The organism is Thermoleptolyngbya sp. M55_K2018_002, from assembly GCF_015295965.1.
GTDB lineage: Bacteria > Cyanobacteriota > Cyanobacteriia > Elainellales > Elainellaceae > Thermoleptolyngbya > Thermoleptolyngbya sichuanensis.
Window position 1 is genome coordinate 1 of record NZ_DVEA01000161.1, and the last position, 20,239, is coordinate 20,239.

General features: G+C 57.1%; 17 protein-coding genes and 1 pseudogene. 11 read left to right on the forward strand and 7 right to left on the reverse strand.

Going from position 1 to position 20,239, the window contains the following annotated elements; translation table 11 throughout:
- The 4 genes from IGS51_RS07890 to IGS51_RS07905 all read left to right on the forward strand — a co-directional run.
- On the forward strand, positions 1–620 hold a 620-nt coding region (locus tag IGS51_RS07890; protein WP_297077803.1), incomplete at its 5' end, for a TonB family protein.
- A 74-nt stretch (positions 621–694) separates the two neighbouring features.
- Complete coding sequence (locus IGS51_RS07895) at positions 695–2,221, forward strand: hypothetical protein (protein WP_297077805.1); 1,527 nt, start codon at positions 695–697, stop codon at positions 2,219–2,221.
- 134 nt (positions 2,222–2,355) lie between these two features.
- Positions 2,356–4,887, forward strand: a complete 2,532-nt coding sequence (locus IGS51_RS07900; RefSeq protein WP_297077808.1) for an endonuclease MutS2 — start codon at positions 2,356–2,358, stop codon at positions 4,885–4,887.
- A 39-nt stretch (positions 4,888–4,926) separates the two neighbouring features.
- Entirely contained in the window at positions 4,927–5,481 is a 555-nt protein-coding gene (locus IGS51_RS07905) for a Uma2 family endonuclease (RefSeq protein WP_297077810.1), read from the forward strand.
- A 47-nt stretch (positions 5,482–5,528) separates the two neighbouring features.
- On the opposite strand, the gene dapB is transcribed toward IGS51_RS07905, so the two are convergent.
- The 3 genes from dapB to IGS51_RS07920 all read right to left on the reverse strand — a co-directional run bounded on the left by dapB (position 5,529) and on the right by IGS51_RS07920 (position 8,417).
- Positions 5,529–6,368: a 4-hydroxy-tetrahydrodipicolinate reductase gene (gene dapB / locus IGS51_RS07910; protein WP_225906799.1), complete on the reverse strand. Its 840-nt coding sequence runs from the start codon at positions 6,366–6,368 to the stop codon at positions 5,529–5,531.
- A 42-nt stretch (positions 6,369–6,410) separates the two neighbouring features.
- On the reverse strand, positions 6,411–7,757 hold the full coding sequence (locus tag IGS51_RS07915; protein WP_297077815.1) for an ATP-binding protein: 1,347 nt from the start codon (positions 7,755–7,757) through the stop codon (positions 6,411–6,413).
- 453 nt (positions 7,758–8,210) lie between these two features.
- Positions 8,211–8,417 carry a hypothetical protein gene (locus IGS51_RS07920; RefSeq protein ID WP_297077818.1) on the reverse strand — a complete coding sequence of 69 codons (207 nt, stop codon included), beginning with the start codon at positions 8,415–8,417 and terminating at the stop codon, positions 8,211–8,213.
- A gap of 501 nt (positions 8,418–8,918) precedes the next feature.
- On the opposite strand from IGS51_RS07920, the gene IGS51_RS07925 reads away from it, so the two are divergent.
- Positions 8,919–9,683, forward strand: a complete 765-nt coding sequence (locus IGS51_RS07925) for a sugar phosphate nucleotidyltransferase (RefSeq protein ID WP_297077820.1) — start codon at positions 8,919–8,921, stop codon at positions 9,681–9,683.
- A 30-nt stretch (positions 9,684–9,713) separates the two neighbouring features.
- Here the strand turns inward: IGS51_RS07925 and IGS51_RS07930 are convergent, their stop codons facing one another.
- Complete coding sequence (locus tag IGS51_RS07930; RefSeq protein ID WP_297077822.1) at positions 9,714–9,941, reverse strand: hypothetical protein; 228 nt, start codon at positions 9,939–9,941, stop codon at positions 9,714–9,716.
- Between IGS51_RS07930 and serS the strand changes: the two genes are divergently transcribed.
- Together serS and IGS51_RS07940 are read left to right on the forward strand one after the other, a co-directional pair.
- Positions 9,928–11,208, forward strand: a complete 1,281-nt coding sequence (gene serS, locus IGS51_RS07935; RefSeq protein WP_297077824.1) for a serine--tRNA ligase — start codon at positions 9,928–9,930, stop codon at positions 11,206–11,208. The two genes, IGS51_RS07930 and serS, sit on opposite strands and share 14 nt — an antisense overlap.
- 292 nt (positions 11,209–11,500) lie before the next feature.
- Positions 11,501–12,805 carry a GDSL-type esterase/lipase family protein gene (locus tag IGS51_RS07940; RefSeq protein ID WP_297077826.1) on the forward strand — a complete coding sequence of 435 codons (1,305 nt, stop codon included), beginning with the start codon at positions 11,501–11,503 and terminating at the stop codon, positions 12,803–12,805.
- A gap of 194 nt (positions 12,806–12,999) precedes the next feature.
- Here the strand turns inward: IGS51_RS07940 and IGS51_RS07945 are convergent, their stop codons facing one another.
- Complete coding sequence (locus IGS51_RS07945; RefSeq protein ID WP_297077829.1) at positions 13,000–13,551, reverse strand: HD domain-containing protein; 552 nt, start codon at positions 13,549–13,551, stop codon at positions 13,000–13,002.
- Positions 13,552–14,349: 798 nt separating this feature from the next.
- On the opposite strand from IGS51_RS07945, the gene IGS51_RS07950 reads away from it, so the two are divergent.
- The 4 genes from IGS51_RS07950 (at position 14,350) to IGS51_RS07965 (ending at position 17,779) form a co-directional block, all read left to right on the forward strand.
- The gene (locus tag IGS51_RS07950; RefSeq protein ID WP_172358510.1) at positions 14,350–14,886 is read left to right on the forward strand and encodes a gamma-glutamylcyclotransferase; all 537 of its coding nucleotides are present in this window, start codon (positions 14,350–14,352) and stop codon (positions 14,884–14,886) included.
- A 410-nt stretch (positions 14,887–15,296) separates the two neighbouring features.
- Positions 15,297–16,256, forward strand: a complete 960-nt coding sequence (locus IGS51_RS07955; RefSeq protein ID WP_297077831.1) for an orange carotenoid-binding protein — start codon at positions 15,297–15,299, stop codon at positions 16,254–16,256.
- Positions 16,257–16,556: 300 nt separating this feature from the next.
- Positions 16,557–17,291 carry a fatty acid desaturase gene (locus IGS51_RS07960; protein WP_297077833.1) on the forward strand — a complete coding sequence of 245 codons (735 nt, stop codon included), beginning with the start codon at positions 16,557–16,559 and terminating at the stop codon, positions 17,289–17,291.
- Between the two features lie 149 nt (positions 17,292–17,440).
- Positions 17,441–17,779 (forward strand): hypothetical protein, encoded by a 339-nt coding sequence (locus IGS51_RS07965; RefSeq protein WP_068516360.1) that lies wholly within the window; start codon positions 17,441–17,443, stop codon positions 17,777–17,779.
- Positions 17,780–17,985: 206 nt separating this feature from the next.
- On the opposite strand, the pseudogene coaBC reads toward IGS51_RS07965, so the two are convergent.
- Positions 17,986–19,153, reverse strand: a pseudogene (gene coaBC, locus IGS51_RS07970) (bifunctional phosphopantothenoylcysteine decarboxylase/phosphopantothenate--cysteine ligase CoaBC).
- Positions 19,154–19,336: 183 nt separating this feature from the next.
- A partial coding sequence (locus IGS51_RS07975; protein ID WP_297077836.1) for a nucleotide-binding domain containing protein occupies positions 19,337–20,239 on the reverse strand: 903 nt, incomplete at its 5' end.

Consider the following 20,239-nt stretch of genomic DNA (forward strand, 5'->3'; position numbering starts at 1 on the left):
CCAACGGTTTGCCCGCGCTGAGTCCGGCTCCCTTTGCGCCGCCAGAACCGATTCCCTCGCCCCTGGCCCGGCCGCCATTGCCGCCACCCCAGCCGCTCTGGGAAGCCGCACTGCCGCCCCCGCCAGACTTTTCGCCTGTCTCGCCTCAGCCGCCCCAGCCCTTGCCAGAAGTGGTCGTTGCTGGCAACCCTGCGGCTGCACCGCCCCCACCAGGTCAGGGACTAGACGGCATCGCTAACCCAGACCGCACGACGGCGGCCAATCCGCTTGCCAATCCGCCGGGACTCTCCGCCCAGCGCGACCCTGTGTGGGGCGAGTACGTTAACCAACTCAATCGGGATGTGCAGGAAGTTTGGCAGCAAGTGCCCATCGATCGCCCCTACCGCGTGATTGTTCGGCTCACCCTAGATCGCGCAGGCAACCTGCTCGACTTGCAGCTTGCGGAACCCTCTGGCTTTGCCGATGCCGATGCTGCTGCGATCGCCGCTGTGCAGCAGTCCGCCCCGTTTGAGCCGTTTCCTGCCACCGCCACGCGCGATCGCATCCGCGTCAACCTCACGTTTAACTACAATTTGGTGGAACCGGGATCAGCGGCCCGCGATCCAGGCGCTAAAGAGTGAGTCCGTTTGCCGCCTGAAGCCCGAAAGCCGCCTCCTAGAAACCTAAAAACCTGACACTCGCTAAGATTCAAAGCATGAATCCTAAATCGCTGCGGGTGACGACCGCGATTAAATCCGAGCATCTGGAAGGGGCGATCGCCGATCTGGCGGGGCGCTATTTGCGGGCGACCAAAACTGGGGCGCGAGTGGTGACGCAGCCGACGGAGTTTCCCGTCTCGTCCTACTGTGCGCCGCTGTTGGACGATTGGCATAGCGGCAAGGTGGGCTATGCGCCAGGAAGCATCACGCTGGTCTTTAGCGGCGGAAGGCTAGACGAGGCAGCCGACCTGCTGATTTACAAGCCGGAGGGGGGCGATCGCCTGCTCTATGGCAACCCGTCTGCTAGCCGCCGCGAGTCGCAGTTGCCGCTGCCGCTGGGAAGTGTGACTGATAACCCCGCACAAGCCAGTGTAGGAAAGGGCGATCGCCCCCGATCGGGAGCAGCCTCCGATGACCTGGAACGGCAGGTGCAGGCCCTCAGCGATATTTTGGTGGAATTAACCGAACATCAGCGGGCGGTAGAAAGTCGCTTGCGGGAGCGGGCAGGCAGCGTCGCAGACAGTGTTTCAAACAGCGCTTCAAATAGCGCTGCAAATAGCGCTGCAAATAGCGCTTCAAACAGCGCTTCAAACGGTTCCGCCGCCGGACTTTCTGCCCCGCAAATTCAAAAACTGCTGGAGGCCCAGGCAGCCAGCTTTGCCCAGATGCTGACCAGCCAGATGGCCGCCACCACGCGCCATATTGGGCAACGGCTCGACCAGATCCAGACGCAGCTTGAACAGATTCAAGCCCAGCTTGACCTGCCCGAAGAGTTGGCCGACCCGCAGACCGAGGCAGACTGGCAGCAGCGCATCCAGGCGACCTGGGGCACGGTGGGCGACTATGAGCAATACAGCGCTAGCCACCGCGAAGCCAATGCCGAAACGCCCCTGTTCCACACGCCGGATTGGGTGGCGCTGTGCGAGTTGGACTGGGCCCGGCGGCTGCATCCCGTGTTGGCACAACTGCACCAGATGATCCACGGTGAGGAGGGCATTGGCTATGCCGGGGCGGACGTGTTGCAGCAGTTTGGCTGTCATGTTGATGCACGCACGGGCGATCGCTATTACATCTACAAGCTGGGCGGATTCAGCGCCTACGATGCGCTCTGGCAAACGGCGACACACCCCCAGCAGTCCTGGCTGCCCGCATTGCAGCGCCTCCGCAAAAAAGCCGCCCGCTTCCCCGATGTGTTTCACTTGTTTGGCTGGGAACCAGAGGCGATCGCCGCCCTCGATACCGTGGTCGAGTGGCTGTTGCGAGAAAAACAGTCGGCGGGGCAACACTCGGCCGGTTCGAGCTATGGTCCCAACTATGCCAAGCGCCCTGGCAACACGATTCCTGACTATTTGGCGCTGCTGAATCTGGGCCCGTTTACGCCGCTCACCCCCGAATCGCTCAAACGCGCCTACAAACAGGCGATGAAAACGGCACACCCCGACACGGGGGGCAGCAAGGAACTGGCCCAGCGGGTGAATGAAGCCTACGAAGCGGTGCTGCGGCATTACTTTCCCAGTGCTTGAACCCGGTGTTAGAGGTATTTACCTGTTGCATTCGGAGTACCCGTTGGGAGAATTGGCCTGGCTCCGTTGGGCGAAATTGCTGACACGCTCTAGATCCTTGATAATTGGGAATAGTCTCCAGCCCTGAGCCGCAATTGATCCAAGCTGAAACCCTCAATCTGTTGGAATGGCCGCGTCTGTGCCAGCATCTCGCCACCTTTGCTGCGACGAAGTTGGGCGCGAGAGTCGCGCAAGATCTGCGAATTCCCAATACTCTGGTCGAGAGCGAGGCGCTGCTGGCGCAAACCCGCGAGGTCTATCAGCTTGAAACCACGCTGCCAGTTTCGCTCAGCTTTGAGGGCATTCAGGACATTGGGGACGCGCTGGAGCGGGCCGCACTGCAAGGCATCTTGAGCGGAGACGACTTGCTGGCGATCGCCACCACGCTTTCTGGCGCACGCACCCTCCGCCGCACGATTGACCAATATCCCGACCTGACCACGCTCAATGCCCTGGTTGCAGACCTCCGCACCTATCCCGAACTGGAGCAGGACATTCACCGCTGCATCGACGAGCGCGGCCGGGTTATGGACCGCGCCAGTGCCAGATTGGGCGGCATCCGCGAGCAGCTTAAGCAGCAGCGCGATCGCATTTATCAAATCTTGCAAGGCATTTTGCAGCGCCACGGCAACGCTGTGCAGGAAGCGCTGATTACTCAGCGGGGCGATCGCTTTGTGCTGCCCGTCAAATCCTCCCACAAGGACATCATCCCCGGCATCGTCCACGACACCTCCACCAGCGGCGCAACGCTCTATGTAGAGCCAAACGCCATCGTCAGCCACGGCAACCAGCTTCGGCAATTGCTAAAGCAAGAGCGGGTGGAAGAAGAAGCCGTCCGCCGCGCCCTCAGCGAACAGGTTGCAGACGTTCACGAAGATTTAGAAAGACTGCTGGCGATCGCCACTACCCTTGACCTGGCCACCGCCCGCGCCCGCTATTCCCTCTGGCTCGGCGCAAATCCCCCGCGTTTTGTGGAATTTGGGAGTCAGGAATCTGGGGCCTCCGCCAACGGCTCTGTGTCTGTGGTTGCCCCAATTACCCTCCGCCAACTCCGCCACCCGCTCCTCATCTGGCAGCATCAGCACGAGCAGGGGCCGGCCGTCGTGCCGATCGATCTGGTCATCCAGCCCCAGATCCGCGTCGTTGCCATCACCGGCCCCAACACGGGCGGCAAAACCGTGACGCTGAAAACGCTCGGACTGGCGGCGCTGATGGCAAAGGTGGGGCTATTCGTTCCTGCCCGCGAACCCGTGGAATTGCCCTGGTTTCACCAAGTCTTGGCCGACATCGGCGACGAGCAATCGCTTCAGCAGAGCCTTTCGACCTTTTCTGGACACATTCGTCGGATTGGGCGGATTCTGGCGGCGTTGCAGCAGGATGAGGCGGAGAGCGATGGTGGGATAACGCCGTTGAGTGAGGACGAGCCGTTCCCCCATGCCCCAACGCCCTCCCTCGTCCTCCTCGACGAAGTGGGTGCAGGGACTGACCCCTCAGAAGGCAGCGCGCTGGCGATCGCCCTCCTCCGCTACTTAGCCGATCACGCCGCCTTAACCGTTGCCACGACCCACTACGGCGAACTGAAGGCGCTGAAGTATCAAGACGAGCGCTTCGAGAATGCCTCGGTGGAATTTGACGATGTGACGCTATCCCCCACCTATCGGCTACTGTGGGGCATTCCCGGTCGTTCAAACGCGCTGGCGATCGCCCAGCGGCTCGGCCTCAACCCGGCAATCGTGGAGGCGGCCCGGGCGCAGATCGGCGCAGGCTCTGAGAGCGACGTAAACCGCGTGATTGCCGGACTGGAGCAGCAGCGCCGCCAGCAGGAGGAAAAGACTCAATCCGCAGAGCAACTGATTCGGGAAACCGAGCGGCTGCACCAAGAGATCTTGCGGCGGGCGGAGACGCTGCGGCAGCGCGAACGGGAACTGCAACAGCAGCAGGAAGAGGCAGTGCAGGCGGCGATCGCCCAGGCTAAAGCTGAAATCGCTAGGGTAATTCGCCAGCTCCAGCGCGGCCCCGAAACGGCCCAAACCGCCCAGCAGGCCACCGAAGCCCTGAACGAACTGGCCGAGCGTCACTTGCCCTCGCGTCAGGCCCCGCCCAAGCCGAAGCCTGGGTTTCGCCCCAAGGTGGGCGATCGCGTCCGCATTCCCCGGTTGGGCCAGGTTGCCGAAGTGCTGACCCATCCCGACGACAGCGGCGAATTCACCGTCCGCTTTGGGCTGATGAAGATGACCGTTTCTCTGGCGGATGTGGAGTCGCTGCAAGGGGAAAAAGCAGAACTGCCCGCCAGGGAGCAGGGGTCGGCCGCCAAGGGCCAGAGCGCAGAAAAGAAGCGCCCCTCAGAGAAATCTGCGGAGGAAAAGCCGCCCGAAGCCCCCGCGATTCGCACGTCAAAGAACACCCTCGACCTGCGGGGCAGCCGGGTGGCAGATGCAGAGATTGAGCTAGAACGGGCGATCGCCAGCGCCCAGCCGGGCCCCCTGTGGATTATCCACGGCCACGGCACGGGCAAGCTGCGGCAGGGGGTTCATGCATTTCTGAAAGAGCATCCCCAGGTATCGCGCTTTGAGGCGGCAGAGCAGGCAGACGGCGGCTCTGGCGTGACGGTCGCTTATGTAGAATGAAGACGAGCCTGGAACTCGCTGAACGCCAAGGAGTTGCCGATGTCTCTGACGGTGAAAGACCTGGAAGCCTTGCAAGCCAAACTAGGCAGCGACTATCGGATGGAGCTTGTAGACGGGAAGATTACGGTTATGAGTCCGTCGGGCTATGAGTCGGATGAAGTCGCCTTTCGGTTTGGTCGTCGTCTGGCAGATTGGGTAGAGCCAAAGCGCCTAGGTCGGGTGACGGGTTCTAGCGCTGGGTTTACGCTGCCCGATTCCAACACCCGCGCCCCGGATGTGTCGTTTGTCAGGGCTGAGCGACTGCGCCGCGCCCCGCGCAACTTTGCCCCGGTTGCCCCTGACCTAATGGTAGAGGTCAAGCCACCCAGCGATACGGTGGAAGAGTTGGAACGTAAAATTGCAAATTTTTTGGCCCAGGGAACGCAGGTTGGAATTTTGATTAACCCTGAAGACTCGACGGTGAGGGTGTTTCAGCCTGGCAAGGAGCCGATCACCCTGCGAAACGGAGATGTGCTGACGCTGCCAGATTTGCTGCCGGGATGGTCGGTGGCGATCGCCGAACTCTGGTCGCCCGTGTTTGACGAGGAACCATAGCGTTGCCGATTTTGCTGCTATGCCCAGTGCGATCGCCCTTTGCATTGCTACAGCACCTTTTCTAGCCCATAGACCAGCGACTTCAACTCCAGCACCTTGCGGATGCAGAGCAGCACACCGGGCATATAGGACGCGCGATCGCTCGTGTCGTGGCGCAGGGTATAAAGCTGGCCGGGTGCGCCAAAGATGACTTCTTGATGGGCAATTAAACCGGGGAGCCGGACGCTGTGGATGCGGATGCCGTCTTCGGTTTGACTGCCGCGTGCGCCGGGCAGTTTCTCGGTTTCATCAACGGTCGGCGGATTAAAGGCTTTGCCAAATTCTGCTAAGAGCTGCGCCGTTTGAATCGCTGTGCCGCTGGGCGCGTCGGCTTTTTGGTTGTGATGCAGCTCGATAATTTCCACATGGTCGAAATAGCGCGATGCCTGCACGGCCGCCTGCTGCATCAGCACCACCCCAATCGAGAAATTGGGAATCACCAGACAGCCGATGCTGGCTTTGTCGGCAAAGTCTGCCAGATCGTTAAGTTGCTCCACACTCAGCCCCGTCGTGCCAATCACCGGACGCACCCCGTAGGCGATCGCCGCCCGCGCATTTTCATACACTACGTCAGGATGGGTAAAATCCACCATCACAGCGGGCTGCTTTTCCTGCGATGCCAGCGCCAGCGTCCCCTGCATATCGTTGAGAATTGGCACCTCCAGCGGGCCGCAGCCTGCCACCTCGCCCACGTCCTGCCCAATCCGGTCTGGGTTGCGGGCCAGCGCCCCCACCAGGGTCATGTCTTTGCTGGCGGCGATCGCCTTGATGGTTTCGCGCCCCATCTTGCCCGTTGCGCCGTTTACCACGACCGGAATCGGAGCCTGTGTCATTGGAGCCTGCGTCATAGCCAAACGGTTCTCTGCTCAACATTTGGCATTGTATAGCGGTTAGGGATTTCTCGCTGCGGTGGGCGTTGACTCTGGGGTAGCGAATGACTGTCTGAGCGGAATCTGAATTAAGAAAGTCGTGCCCTGCCCTGTGTCGGACTGGCAAATCAGTTGCCCACGATGTTTTTCTGTGACGATTTGATGGCTAATGGCCAACCCTAGTCCGGTTCCTTTGCCGAGCGGCTTGGTGGTATAAAACGCTTCATAAATTTGGGCTTGCACTGCTTTGGGAATGCCGGGGCCATTGTCCGCAATGCAGATTTCAACCTGCTTCGCGGCATTGTCCGGTTCAATCAGGCGTGTGCAGATCTTGATGACAGGTGCTTTGTCTTGAAGCGTTCGCTCTAGCGTGCTTGATTGATTGGCTTGATGCGTCTCACAGGCTTCTTCTAGCGCGTCGATTGCGTTGCTCAAGATGTTCATAAACACTTGATTGAGCTGTCCTGCATAGCATTCCACTTTGGGCAGATCGCCATACTCGCGCACCACCTGAATGCAGGGGCGATCGCCCTTTGGCTTGAGGCGATGCTGCAAGATCATCAGCGTACTGTCGATGCCGTCGTGAAGATTCACGGGCTTCATTTCCGCTTCGTCTACGCGAGAAAAGTTCCGCAGCGACAGCACAATCTGGCGAATCCGGTCTGCGCCAATCTGCATCGAGGAAAGGGTCTTGGGCAGGTCGCCCTCGATAAACTCCAGATCGCTCTCGGCTAAGACCTCTGCCACAGCGGGCGCAGGCTGGGGAACCGTTTCTCGATACAGCGACAGCAAATTGAGCAATTCCTGTGTATAGCTGCTGACGTGATTGATATTGCCGTAGATAAAATTAACGGGATTGTTGATTTCGTGAGCAATGCCCGACACAAGCTGGCCGAGGTTAGAAAGCTTTTCCGCCTGGATGAGGCGCGACTGGGTACTCTGAAGCTCTCGCAGCGCCCGTTCTAGCTCTCGATTTGCCGCCTCTAGCTTGGCTGGACTGGGCAGCGCCAACGCCTGAGGAATCAGCGGCACTAGCTCTATCGCCGTATAAATCGAAATGATAGCCGTGAACGCTTTCACCACACCCGACAGCCAGTAGTTTGGATGCCAAATCGTCCAGATATCCATCAGATGTCCTATGCCGCAAGCGATGATGAACGCTCCAAACAACACAAACATCCAGTTAAACGGAACATCTCTGCGCTTGGCGATGAAGTAAAGGAGCAAGGCGGGAATCGAGAAATAAGCCAGGGCGATCGCCGCATTCGACGCAACATGTAACCACACCAGCCAGGGTTGCCACAGATAACAGTGCCCGTGGGGAATATAGCCCTGCGAACCGAAAAGCGTATGCAGCAGGTTGGTCATACGTTTGGATGATTGGGTCAGGTGAGAGGCGAAGTTTGAAGCAATCTTTAAGAGCGCTACTTGAGAATGCCCACCCCTCCATCTGAGCTAACATCCTGTCGTTATCAGGGCAAAACATGAATTTACCCTGTCTGAGAGGGATTTCTGCTTTGGGATTGCACTGCTTTGGGATTGCACTGCTTTGGGATTGCACTGCTTTGGGATTGTACGGAGGGGGCGATCGCCATCTCAAAAGCAAGGCTACAAAACACGATCGGTTTCAGAACTGCGCTCGTGACCCACAGGAACCTCATTGAAAGAGGGTCCGGAGTGTGACTCACCTCCGACCCTCCAGTATCAAGCTTGTGATCTCCTAGCGCATCTTTCCTAGCTCACCCATCGCTCACCCATCGCTCACCCATCGCTCACTTGTAGATCGCCTGCTGTGCGTATCCTCTACTCGCTAGTCGGCTTTTAATCGGCGACCCGGAGCAAGCCCATTTGCAGGCGATCCAACACGATGCGGATATGACGGAGATCTTCCATGCCCAGATACAGATCCGACATCATCACCTGATGCAGCTTTTGCTCGTCTTCACGGGTGATTTTGCCCGTCGCCACAATCCGGTTGGCAACATCCCCAATCCCATGTTCTGTGGAGAACCCTGCTTGCGTCTTCATGGAAACTCAACAAAAGTAACTATATTTAGGGTCATAAATTTACAAAGGTTTCGCCATCCCCCGATGGGATCACCCAATGGTTCCAGCGTTCAACCGCTGGACTGAATTCGGTCTGCAAGTCGCAAAAACCGAATCTGGAAGTCCATCGGCGGTGTGTCGTGCCATTTCGCTCCTAAATCGCTGCGGAAAATGCGGAATCAAACCCCCGGTTCAGCGCTCTATGAGGGGCGATCGCCCAGTTTTCGCATCCGGTTTCGAGGGCTGTCAAAGGCTCGCCAAATCAAGCGTTTTGGCAAAAAGCTGCTTTTAGCTTTCCCAGAAACTTAAAGGAAATATAAAAATCTCATAAAAATTTCATGACATTTCTGCGGACTGGAAAAAGTACTGAAAAAGCTCAGTATCCTTACACAGGAGGTTTCTGCGCTCAGTCCATCCTGTTTCTGACTTGCCGTACTCTGGCTTGCCGTACTGTGATGAGTTCGATGAATTCCATGAATTCCTATGTCCAATGTCATCGGATTGCTGCCTGCTGGCGGACAGGCGACCCGGCTTTCGCCCCTGCCGCTGAGTAAAGAGCTTTACCCTTTGGGCTTTCGCACAAGTACCGATGGGCGCACTGTTCCCAAAGTCGTCAGCCACTATCTGCTGGAGAAAATGCAGCGGGCGGGGATTGCCAAAGCCTTTTTTATCTTGCGGCCGGGCAAGTGGGATATTCCCGCCTACTATGGCGACGGCGCACTGGTGCAGATGCGTCTGGGCTATCTGACGGTGCAGGTGCCCTACGGCGTGCCCTACACGCTGGATCAGGCCTACCCGTTTTTGCAGGGGGCGACCGTGGCGATTGGGTTTCCCGACATCCTGTTTCAGCCGGAAAACGCCTACGCCGCATTGCTAGAACGGCTGGCGCGAGGGGGCGCGGATGTGGTGCTGGGGCTATTTCCGACCAAAAACTTTCGCAAAGCGGGCATGGTGCAGTTTGATGAAATCGGGCGTGTGCAGCGAATTGTTGAAAAACCGCAGCAGACGGACTTGACCTATATGTGGGCGATCGCCGTTTGGTCGCCCCGCTTTACCGAGTTTTTGCACGAGTTCGTCAGCGGCCCCATTCCCGAAACAGAAGTTCCCATCGGCGATGTAATCCAGGCTGGAATCAATGCAGGATTGCGAGTGGAAGCAGAAGCCTTTCCCGACGGTTCCTATCTGGATGTCGGTACGCCAGGCGACTTGGCGCGGGCGATTCGGCAACTTACGCCGCCAGAGGGATAGTGCTGAAGATGGAAGATGGAAGATTGGAGACTAGAGAGCGTTGGGGTCAATGCCGAGCGATCGCAGGCGCTCTGCCAGTTTTTCGGCCCGTTCGCGTTCGGCTTCGGCTTGCTGCTGCACTTGCTGGAGTTGCTCTTGCGTGTGGGCGATCGCCCCCACACGCCGTCCCCCCGTGACGCTGCTCCCACAATCCTTGTATCCTGTGAAATGCCACAGCAAGTAAAAAATACGGCGGGGAAAAACGGTGCTGGATATCAAGCAAATTCGGGAGAATCCGGAGCAGGTGCAGGCAAAGCTGGATCTGCGGGGCGGCGGGTATGACCTGAAACCAATTTTGGCGCTAGACCAGCAGCAGCGCGAGCTAGAAGTGGGGCGATCGCAGCTTCAGGCCCGCAGCAACGAAATCGGCAAGCGAGTCGGGCAAAAGATGAAATCGGGAGCCAAGCCTGATGATGCCGAAGTGCTGGCGCTCAAGGAAGAAGGCAACCAGATCAAGGCGCAACTGAGCGATCTGGAGCCGAAAGAGAAGGAGATTAAAGAACAATTGCAAGCGCTCTTGCTCACGTTTCCCAATCTGCCTAGCGAGGAAACCCCCATTGGCAAAAGCGAAGACGAGAACGTCGAAATTCGCCGCTGGGGAGAGGAATATATTCCCACCAATCCCAATATTCTGCCGCACTATGAAATTGGCGAAACGCTGGGAATTCTCAACTTTGAGCGATCGGTGAAAATTGCCCAGAGCCGCTTTGTGACGCTGTTGGGAGCGGGCGCAGCGCTGGAGCGGGCGCTGATCCAGTTCATGCTCGATCGCCACACCCAAGCGGGCTTTGTGGAGGTGCTGCCGCCGATTTTGATTAACACGGCCTCGCTGACGGCTTCGGGGCAACTGCCGAAGTTTGCGGATGAAAGCTTTAAGTGCGATCGCGACGATCTCTGGCTCACCCCCACCGCCGAAGTCCCGATCACCAGCCTCTATCGCGACGAAATCCTAGAAGCCGACGCGCTGCCGATTTATCACTGTGCCTACACGCCCTGCTTCCGACGCGAGGCAGGCAGCTACGGGCGAGATACACGGGGGCTAATCCGCCTGCACCAGTTCAACAAGGTGGAAATGTTCAAGTTTGTGCATCCAGATACCTCGATGGATGAACTGGAGAGCCTCACCCAGGCGGCGGAGGGGGTGCTGCAAGCGCTGAAGCTGCCCTATCGCGTGATTGCCCTCTGCACAGGCGATCTGGGCTTTGCCTCGGTAAAAACCTACGATCTGGAAGTGTGGCTGCCCAGCCAGGGCAAATATCGGGAAATCTCAAGCTGCTCAAACTGCACCGATTTTCAGGCTCGTCGTGCCAGCCTCCGGTTCAAAGAAGCCGGTAAGAAGGGAACCCAGTTTCTCCACACGCTGAACGGCTCTGGGCTTGCCGTGGGGCGCACCATGGCTGCCATTCTGGAAAACTATCAGCAGCCGGATGGAACCGTTGCCATTCCCGAAGCGCTGCAACCTTATCTAGGACGCGACGTGCTGTAACGCAAATCGCGGCCCTACATCAGTCCTGCATCAGTTCTATATCAGCCCTACATCAGCCCTGATCTCTGGCTCTGGGCAATCAGGGCTGGGAAACTCAGTGCTGGAGATTTTTCAGGCTGGAGTTTCAGATTTGCAGCCAATTTGTAGCTAAGCTCTGGCTAAACTCTGGCTAAATTCTTCAGATTTGCAGCCAATTTGTAGCTAAGCTCTGGCTAAATTCTGGCTAAATTCTCCTGATGGGCGGGCGATCGCCTGCAAGTAGAAAAAAGGTACTGTGCAGGATGATTGAGCCATGAGTGAGTTGCTGTTGCTGGCGGCGGGGCTACTGAGTCGAGCAAATGCGGGATCGCTGCCCACTGCAAATCTGCTGCCCGTGCTGCCGCCGCCTGCTGATGCGGCAGGAGTGCCCGACGCAAAAGCCGCTGCTGTTCCCGTTCAGGCTGCGACAGATCAGGTGGTGCAGCCAGAATTTAGCCAGCCTTCGCAGCGGGCCTCGGCGGAAAACCTGCGGCCTACTGAAACGGGGGGAGCCTGGACGGGCAGACGGCGATCGCTCCAAGTCCCGCGCCTGCCCCGGCTCCAGCGGACAGCCCAGGCGCAGCCTGTTACCGCACAGCCTGTTACCGCACAGCCTGTTACTGCACAGCCTGTTACTGCACAGCCTTCTACCCAAGCGCCCAGGTTCAACACGCTGCAAACCGCTGCTCAGAACGCTGCTGCCCAGAGCGATAGGTCTCAAGCCCGCCCACCCCAAGCCAGCGCCGTTCGGAGCAGGACAGCAGGGCGATCGCCCGTACAGGTTGCCGTTGCGTCATCCCCTGCGCCTGCGCCAACACCGACAGCCCCAACATTGACAGCCCCAACACTGACAGACGTTGTGCCGACGAGCCGCATCCGTCCCCAAAGCGGGGCCCAGCAGTATCAGCAGCGGTGGGCGGCGCTGCGGCAGGGGCGAACCTACACGCGCATTGCGGCCGACAGTTTTGCAGAGCAGTGGATCAACGCGACCGAACAGCCAACCTATGAACAGTGGGTGACTCTGCTGGGCTACGAAGCGCGGGCGATGGCCGCGGGCCAGGGCAGCAACCGACTGTCGGTGCTGGTGGGCGATTCCATTAGCCAGTGGTTTCCCGTGGAGCAACTCAGCCGCGATCGCTTCTGGCTGAATCAGGGCATTTCGGGCGACACCACGGCGGGCGTGCTGCGGCGGCTGTCGCTGTTTCAAGACACGCGCCCAGCAGATATTCATGTGATGGTCGGCATCAACGATCTGCGGCGCGGCGCGTCCAATGCCGAGGTGTTGAATAACCTTAGCCAAATTATGCAAGACCTGCGCCAGACGCACCCCCAGGCCCGCATTTGGATTTATTCCATCTTGCCGACGCGGCTGCCTGCCCTGCCGCCGGAGCGAATCTTTGCGCTAAACCAAAACCTGGAGGCGATCGCCCGCCAGCAACAGGTCGCCTATGTTGATCTCCAGCGCTTCTTTGCCGAGGAGCCTTCGGGCATTTTGCGCCGCGACCTGACCACCGACGGCATTCACCTCAGCCGCACGGGCTACGCGCTCTGGCAGTGGGCGATTGGCTATTTGATTTGATTGATTTGAGGCATGAGTGCTGTGGCCGCACAACTGCTGCAAAACGTCGAGGTTAGCCGTCAGCGCTCCGATTCTGTCAGCTTTTAGGTTAAGTGGGCGATCGCCCAAGGATGTCCGTTCTGAGGGAAGCAGGGGCGATCGCCGAGAAATAGGGGCGATCGCTCCCTCAGTGAGTAAGTTAGTGAGCTAGTAATCTAAGGCTTTATCTTAGCTCGTCCAGTGGACAAAAGCTGATCGTAATACGCTTCTAGTGTTGGGTTATCGCCTCGCAGCCCGTTGATGATTTTTTCTGTCCAGTCTAGATATTCCAGTCGTCGTTCCAGCGTCCAATGGGTTGGCGGTGTTTCGGTGACAGAGCGGACGTTGGAGATTTTGTCGGCAATCTTGACCTGCTTGGCCCGCTCGGAAAGGTGGGGCGCGTGTTCAATCTGGCGCTGTTTGCGTTCCGGCTTGGGCAGTTGTCGGTCATCGGTCACTTCTTCCACGACCTGCCGCACTTCTACGCCAAAGGCTGCGTCCAGTTCTGCTGGTGTGGTTTCAGTATCTTCCAGCGTATCGTGCAGGATTGCTGCTTGCAGGGTAATTACGTCGCTCACGCCGCCAACCCGTGCCAAAATTTCTGCCACTTCGATCGGGTGGTTGATGTAGGGCGAAGTGTCCACGTCTTTACGGCGCTGATCGCGGTGCTTATTTGCCGCAAAGTGGATTGCTGAGAGCAGCGCGGCCGCTGGGTTTTGTTCTTTCATCTGCAAGCCTCCTTGGTTGTAATCAGTCACGGTCAATTAGTCACGGTCAATCAGTCAGAGTAAAACACGCTTCCTTCTACAGAATGCCCAGCTTTTTGGGTCAGGCTGCATGGGCATCAGGGCGATCGCCCAACGGCTCAACTCAGCGAAACCAGGCATCCTGCATGACTCGTTACTTGGCAGCGCCGTGTTCAGTCGGTATTATTTCCTCACTGGAACACTTCACTGAAACACTTCGCCAGGATTGCTCAGGTTTAGGTGAGATTAAAACTACGGTTTTTCGGTCGGGTTTATGGACAATTCGGCGGGCTTCCCGGTATTCTGGAGAATTGGGAGGGAAAATGTCAACCAGGTTTCTGCGAACTGCGCGGCGATTTAGTAAACTCTCACTTTAACGAATAGGACTTACGCAGTTAGACGATTTCTCGCGGGCGCAGCCCGCGAGAAATCGTCCAAAACCCAGAAACCCTATCGCAAGTGCGTAAGTCCTGCGAAGGTCAGAAATCTAAAGTGAGGACGCTTTGAGCGCCTTGCAGCCGAACCAATCTCCCTGAAGTTCCCTTAATAAAGGCACTAATATGCTTCACGCAGCAATTTCAGCCCTCACCCTAAATCCCTCTCCCAGAGCGGGAGAGGGACTTCAACCCCATATCTGACTCCTCTTCTCGCCGCTTGGGAGAAGGGGTTGGGGGATGAGGGCAGTGAATTTGCTGTCTCAAGTATGTCAGTGCCTTAAGAAAGGGGGACTGCCGGACAGTAGAGACTTCATTAGAGACTTCATTTCCGTTCAAGAGTGCTATGAACCTTGCCGATCGCCCACTTCATCTTGCCCCTGAGTCCGTTGAACCCTCATTTCTATACTTTGCCTACGGCTCTTGCATGTGTCCGGTGGACTTGAAGCGATCGCTTGGTGAGCCGACGCACGCCTACGTCATGGGTCATGCCACGTTGCGGGGCTATCGACTAGGCTTTTTCTGCTATTCCAAGTTTCGCGACTGCGGCGTGCTGGATGTTGTACCCGATGAGCAGTCGTCGGTCGAAGGCGTGCTGTATCGGCTGCCGCTGCGGTTGAGCGATCGCCTCGATGCCCGCGAAGTTAGCTATCGCCACGAAATCATCACCGTGCAGGCCAACGGGCGCACCTACGACAACGTTCGCACCTACACCGCGCTGCACAAGCTGCCCGAAGAAAAAGCCCCCAACGACTGGTACTTTAATGTGGTGCTGCGCGGAGCCGTGACCTGTCGCCTGCCCGAAGCGTACTGCTGGCACCTCTGCCACCACATGCACCAGCTTCAGGAATTTGGACGGGGCGATCGCCTCAAAACGGCCTAATCTCGCTGCTAAAAAATCTGGTCAGAACTGTTTTCAATAGCTCTGTCTAAAACACTCCAAAAGTCAAGAAAACTGAACACCAAATTCCACCTTTATGGGCAAATAAAAATGGCTCAACCTTGAGGAAACAGTATGGAAACCCTAGAGTTTATCAAAAGCTTTTAGGGTTTCTTCGTGGTTTGCATTTTGTCCCCATGTTTCTGTAGGCTTAAGAGTAGACGTGATGGGTGTCGTGTTTGTAATTCAGCACCTCACCTAAGCCAACACATCACTTCAGATACGCTGATAGGCAAAATAAGCTGACTCAAACTATCAGTCGAGGGTCATCTTAGAGTTTGCCTGTCCTCTTTGAAGGCTTCAGATTCTGTATCCTTCGGAGATTTTTAATCAAGTATGAAGGTGGACTGAATATGCCATTCACAATTGATTCCGCTCGTGGGATCTTCTCAAATACCCTGGCCGCTGATGTCGTTCCGGCAACCATTGCCCGATTCAATCAGCTCAGCACCGAAGACCAGCTTGCCTGGATCTGGTTTGCCTATTTGGAAATGGGAAAAACCGTCACCGTTGCGGCTCCTGGGGCTGCCCGGATGCAGTTTGCAGAACCAACCCTGAATGAGATTCGCCAGATGAGTTTTGCAGAGCAAACTCAGGTGATGTTTGATCTGGCGAATCATGCAGATACGCCAATCTGCCGCACCTATGCATCCTGGTCGCCCAACATCAAGCTGGGTTTCTGGTATCAGTTGGGTGAGTGGATGGAGCAGGGCGTGGTTGCCCCGATTCCGCCTAATTATGAGTTGTCGGCTAACGCATCAGCAGTGCTGCAAACGCTACGAGAACTCGATTCGGGACAGCAAATTACCATTCTGCGAAATGCAGTGGTGGATATGGGCTTTGATCCCAATAAATTGGGAGAGTACGAGCGGGTTGCCGAACCCCTAGAGGTTCCCAAAGCAGCATCTCAACGCACCAAAGTCAGCATTGAGGGCGTTGACAATCCGACCGTTCTTGCTTACATGGACAACCTGAATGCGAATGATTTTGGATCGCTGATTGCGCTGTTTGTTCCCGATGGTGCGTTGCAGCCGCCATTCCAGCGTCCGATTGTAGGCCGAGATGCAATTCTGCGGTTCTTTCGAGAAGAATGCCAAAACCTGGTTCTGATGCCAGAGCGGGGCATTTCTGAACCTGCCGAAGACGGCTATACCCAGGTCAAAGTGACGGGCAAAGTGCAAACGCCTTGGTTTGGTGCGAGCGTCGGTATGAATATTGCATGGCGCTTTTTGCTGAATCCTGAAAACAAGATTTTCTTCGTGGCGATCGATCTTTTGGCTTCTCCAAAAGAGTTGCTCAATCTCGCTCGATGATTCTATCTAGGTGAAATGGTTTCCTGGAACAGGGTTAGTTTGCCTTGAGTGAATAGAGCGCAGCCCAATTCTGCAAGTTTGCTCTCATCCCCCAGCCCCTTCTCCCTTTTTGGAATAAGGGCAGCCGGATTGGAAGTCTCTCTCCTAAGGCGGGAGAAGGATTTAGGGCGAGGGTTGCAAAAGCGGGATGCATCTAGTGGATGGGCATCATTAAACAGCTCTGAGTCTGCGATTTTTAATGCGCTCTCTTTGACAGAGGGCGCTTTTCAGTATGGGCGATTTTTAGGGTAGATAGGCACTGTGACTGGGATATTTCTTACGGCTGTGATTTTCGCAGGCTGGGTCGTCAGTTTGCTTTTGTTTCTATCAGTAGACTCTGCCAGTTTTTCGGTTCCCGGCGTTATTTTCGCAGTTCTCCTTCGCACGTTTTTGCACACGGGTCTGTTTGTAATTGGCCACGATGCCATGCATCAGAATCTGCTGCCCAATCACCGACGCATCAATCACTGGATAGGGGCGATCGCCGTTGGGTTATACGCCGCTATTTCCTACTCAAGCTGCTGTGCAAATCATCATCAGCATCATTGCTATCCCGAACAAACACGCGATCCTGACTTTCATGACGGTACGCACACCCATCCCTTCTGCTGGTATGTGAAATTTATTCGGGAATATATCGCGGTTTCGTCGATTTTGGGACTGCTGGGCGGCTGGGGACTGCTGCTGTGGGGGATGAGCCAGGTGGTTCCGATGGCTTGGAGCCGGGTCGTCCTGTTCGTGCTGCTGCCGTTTGTGCTGAGTTCGGTGCAACTGTTTGTGTTTGGCACCTATCTTCCCCATCGTGGCGGTCTGGGGCCTCAAGTGCTGGAGTTGCTGCGGCCGGGCGATCGCACTCTCAATCCTTCACAAACTCAGTGGGGGCAATGGCTCTGGTCGTTTTTCACTTGCTATCACTTTGGGCAGTATCACCCACGCCATCATCGGTTTCCCAGGGTTCCGTGGTATCAGTTGCCAAGCTTTAGAGAAAAATGCTGACCCTCCCTAATGGGTGAAATTTTGGCAAACTGCCTCCCCGAATTCTGAGAATTATGAGATTATACGTATCATAGGTTTACATTATGATATGTGTCGCGTTAAGAACTGCTGCATAGGTTCTGGCTGCTGCGGGGGGTTTGGCTTTTAAGATGCAAGCTACTGATATCCAATGGTCTAAGGCGGAGAAAGAAATAGCGCGGGCAGCCTTCGAGCGAGCCTATGAGCGTGAGATTCAGGCGTTGGTGAAGGAAGTGCGGGAGAGGGCCCACGGGGTTGGCGAAGTGGATGACCTGTGGACGCTTCATGACTTCCTCAGTGCGCGGCGACACGCTCTGGAAGGGAAGTATGACTATCGGTATTCAGTGTTGATTTTTGTGTTTGCCCAGTTGGTTCAAGAGGGTTGGCTGGAACTGCACGAGCTAGAAGGGCTTGCGACAGACAAGTTGACCAAAGTTTCAGCGCTAACGCGAATGGGCTGTCATTTCTAAGCTGTCATTTCTAAACGGGTTGCAAAAACCAAGAGGCGGGTAAGCGGTCACTTCTCAGATTTCATACTGCTGCCACTCGTTTCTCATTTATGTCTCATTTATGGGACTGCTGTGGAACTGTTATGGGGCTGGAATGAGGCGATAGCGCTGGACGGGATGGGCGAGTTGGCGTTTCTCGTCTGCCGTTTCGTCAACCCATCATTTGGTTACTCCATGCTTTGCACAAAGTCGTAGAGCCGATGCGCCATCTGGAGCTTGCTGCATGGGGCGATCGCCCTTTTTCTGCCCGTTTTATCCAGAAACACGGCCTGATTGTGGTCGCTGCCAAAGCCGCTATCTGGCAGATCGATGGGGTTAGCGGCGATCGCATCTAGCCGCTTGCGCTCCATTTTTTCGACCGCTGGGGTTACGATGTCACCCGTTTGCGCGGCGAACCCAATCAATCGCTGGTGGGGCTGTTTGCGCTGGCCCAGATCGGCGGCGATGTCGGGCGCGGGAACCAGGGGCAGGGCAGCGGGCAAGTCGGCTTTGGGCAGTTTGTGGGGATGGGTGGTGGCGGGCTGCACATCGGCAACGGCAGCAGACAGCAGAATCCAGTCGGCGGTGGGCAGTTCTTGCAGCATGACCTGGTGCATTTCGGCGGCGCTGGTGACGGCAATGCGGCGATCGCCCGCGTCTAGCTTCAACAGATCCGCGCTCATGGGCCCGTGAACCAGCGTCACTGTTGCGCCCCGATGCTGAGCCGCCTGGGCCAGCGCTAGCCCCATTTTCCCCGTCGAAGGATTGCCGATAAACCGCACCGGATCAAGAAATTCCCGCGTGCCGCCTGTGTTGATTAGCACCTGCTTGCCTGCTAGGTCGCGCTGTCCCTGGGTATGCCGCAGTGATTCCAACTGAGCGACCAGATCGGGGGGTTCCGCCATGCGCCCCGCACCCAGGCGATCGCACGCCAGTCGTCCTGCCCGTGGCCCCGCCGTGTGAAATCGTGAGTCTTCCTGCACCAATCGCCAGTTGCGCTGCACAGACGGCTGCTCCCACATGTCGGTATTCATTGCCGGAGCCAGCAGCACGGGACAGGTCGAGGCCAGCACCGTGTTGGTGAGCAAATTGTCCGCCAGTCCGTAGGCCAGCTTGCCCAGCGTGTTGGCCGTCAGCGGCGCAATCAGCATCACATCGGCCCATTCGCCCAGTTCGATATGCAGGGGTCGCCCGGGCCAGGGTTGCAAAAGTAAGCGGTGTCACAAACTGCTGTGCGCCGTCCGTCAGCACCACGCGCACCGCCGCGCCAGATTTTGCCAGCGTGGACACCACCTCGCACACCTTGTAGGCTGCAATGCCGCCGCCTATGCCAATGAGAATTTTGGGAGCGTCCATCTATTTTGGATTTGTGATTTTGGATTTTGGATTTGTGATTTTGGATTTTGGATTTGTGATTTTGGATTTTGGATTTGCGATTTTGGATTTGCGATTTTGGATTTGCGATTTTGGGTAACTCGTCAGGCGGTTGGAGGGCTTCCAGCACGTTGATTCATCGTGGCACTCAGCAGAGTGTGGCACTCAGGAGGCTTGAGATAGCCGCTGATAGGCTTGGGCGACAGACGTGCGATCGCCCACGTTGCCGGGAAACAGCACCACGGGCAGATTGGGAAACTGGGGATGATCGGGCGGGGTGCGAACTACGGACACACCGGGGAGAATCTGGCCTAGGAGGCGGGCGCTGGTGAGGGCAAGGCCGTCGCTCAGCGTGTCGTTGGAGGTGATGCCGCCCTTGCTGATCAAGAAGCCCACGTCGGCGGGCAGCCCCCGCACAATGTCCATCAGCAGCCGCGACACTGCCATGCCAAAGTCTAGCCGGGTCTGCGCGTCGGCGAAGGTCAACTCTTGGCGACTGGTGAACACAACGGGGGTCTGTCCGGCTGTGTGGGCCGCGTGAACCTGGTGCAGCAGGTTGGCCAGCAGCACGTCGCGGGACATCGGGGAATCGGGCAATAACTTGGCGACATCCACCTCGACGGGCACAACACCCGGCGCTTGCAGCAACACCTCAAGCTGCTCTGTCGTTTTTTTCACATGGGAGCCAACGATGATTGCGCCAGGTTTGCCGTCGCGCACGTAGGTTGCCATGTCTGCTGGGGCAACGGGCTGGGGCGGCAGGTTGGCCAGGGCCGTCAGCAAACTGGCCGCGCTGCGAAACAGGAAGCGTTTGCCCTGGGAGGCAGCCGCCAGCACATCTGCCGCAAAGCGGTTCAAGTCGTCCTGGGTTTCGGCATCCACCACGCCGCAGGTGTTTCCGCTCAGCGCCAGCAGCCGCGCCGCCACGCCCGCCCGCACGTCCGCCAGCAAGAACCGCTCGACCTGCTCGGCAGCAATCCGCCCCTGGGTCTTTTCCTCGACGTAATCGGGCAGATAGCTGTGGTGATAGGCAAAAACCGAGTCCCTGGCAAATTCCGTTTCGTGGAC

Bases quoted from the DNA above. Each gene is read 5' to 3' on its own strand.
- IGS51_RS07895 (WP_297077805.1), top strand. From the start codon at position 695: ATGAATCCTAAATCGCTGCGGGTGACGACCGCGATTAAATCCGAGCAT.
- IGS51_RS07905 (WP_297077810.1), top strand. From the start codon at position 4,927: ATGTCTCTGACGGTGAAAGACCTGGAAGCCTTGCAAGCCAAACTAGGC.
- dapB (WP_225906799.1), bottom strand. From the start codon at position 6,368: ATGACGCAGGCTCCAATGACACAGGCTCCGATTCCGGTCGTGGTAAAC.
- IGS51_RS07915 (WP_297077815.1), bottom strand. From the start codon at position 7,757: ATGACCAACCTGCTGCATACGCTTTTCGGTTCGCAGGGCTATATTCCC.
- IGS51_RS07920 (WP_297077818.1), bottom strand. From the start codon at position 8,417: ATGAAGACGCAAGCAGGGTTCTCCACAGAACATGGGATTGGGGATGTT.
- IGS51_RS07925 (WP_297077820.1), top strand. From the start codon at position 8,919: ATGTCCAATGTCATCGGATTGCTGCCTGCTGGCGGACAGGCGACCCGG.
- IGS51_RS07940 (WP_297077826.1), top strand. From the start codon at position 11,501: ATGAGTGAGTTGCTGTTGCTGGCGGCGGGGCTACTGAGTCGAGCAAAT.
- IGS51_RS07945 (WP_297077829.1), bottom strand. From the start codon at position 13,551: ATGAAAGAACAAAACCCAGCGGCCGCGCTGCTCTCAGCAATCCACTTT.
- IGS51_RS07950 (WP_172358510.1), top strand. From the start codon at position 14,350: ATGAACCTTGCCGATCGCCCACTTCATCTTGCCCCTGAGTCCGTTGAA.
- IGS51_RS07955 (WP_297077831.1), top strand. From the start codon at position 15,297: ATGCCATTCACAATTGATTCCGCTCGTGGGATCTTCTCAAATACCCTG.
- IGS51_RS07965 (WP_068516360.1), top strand. From the start codon at position 17,441: ATGCAAGCTACTGATATCCAATGGTCTAAGGCGGAGAAAGAAATAGCG.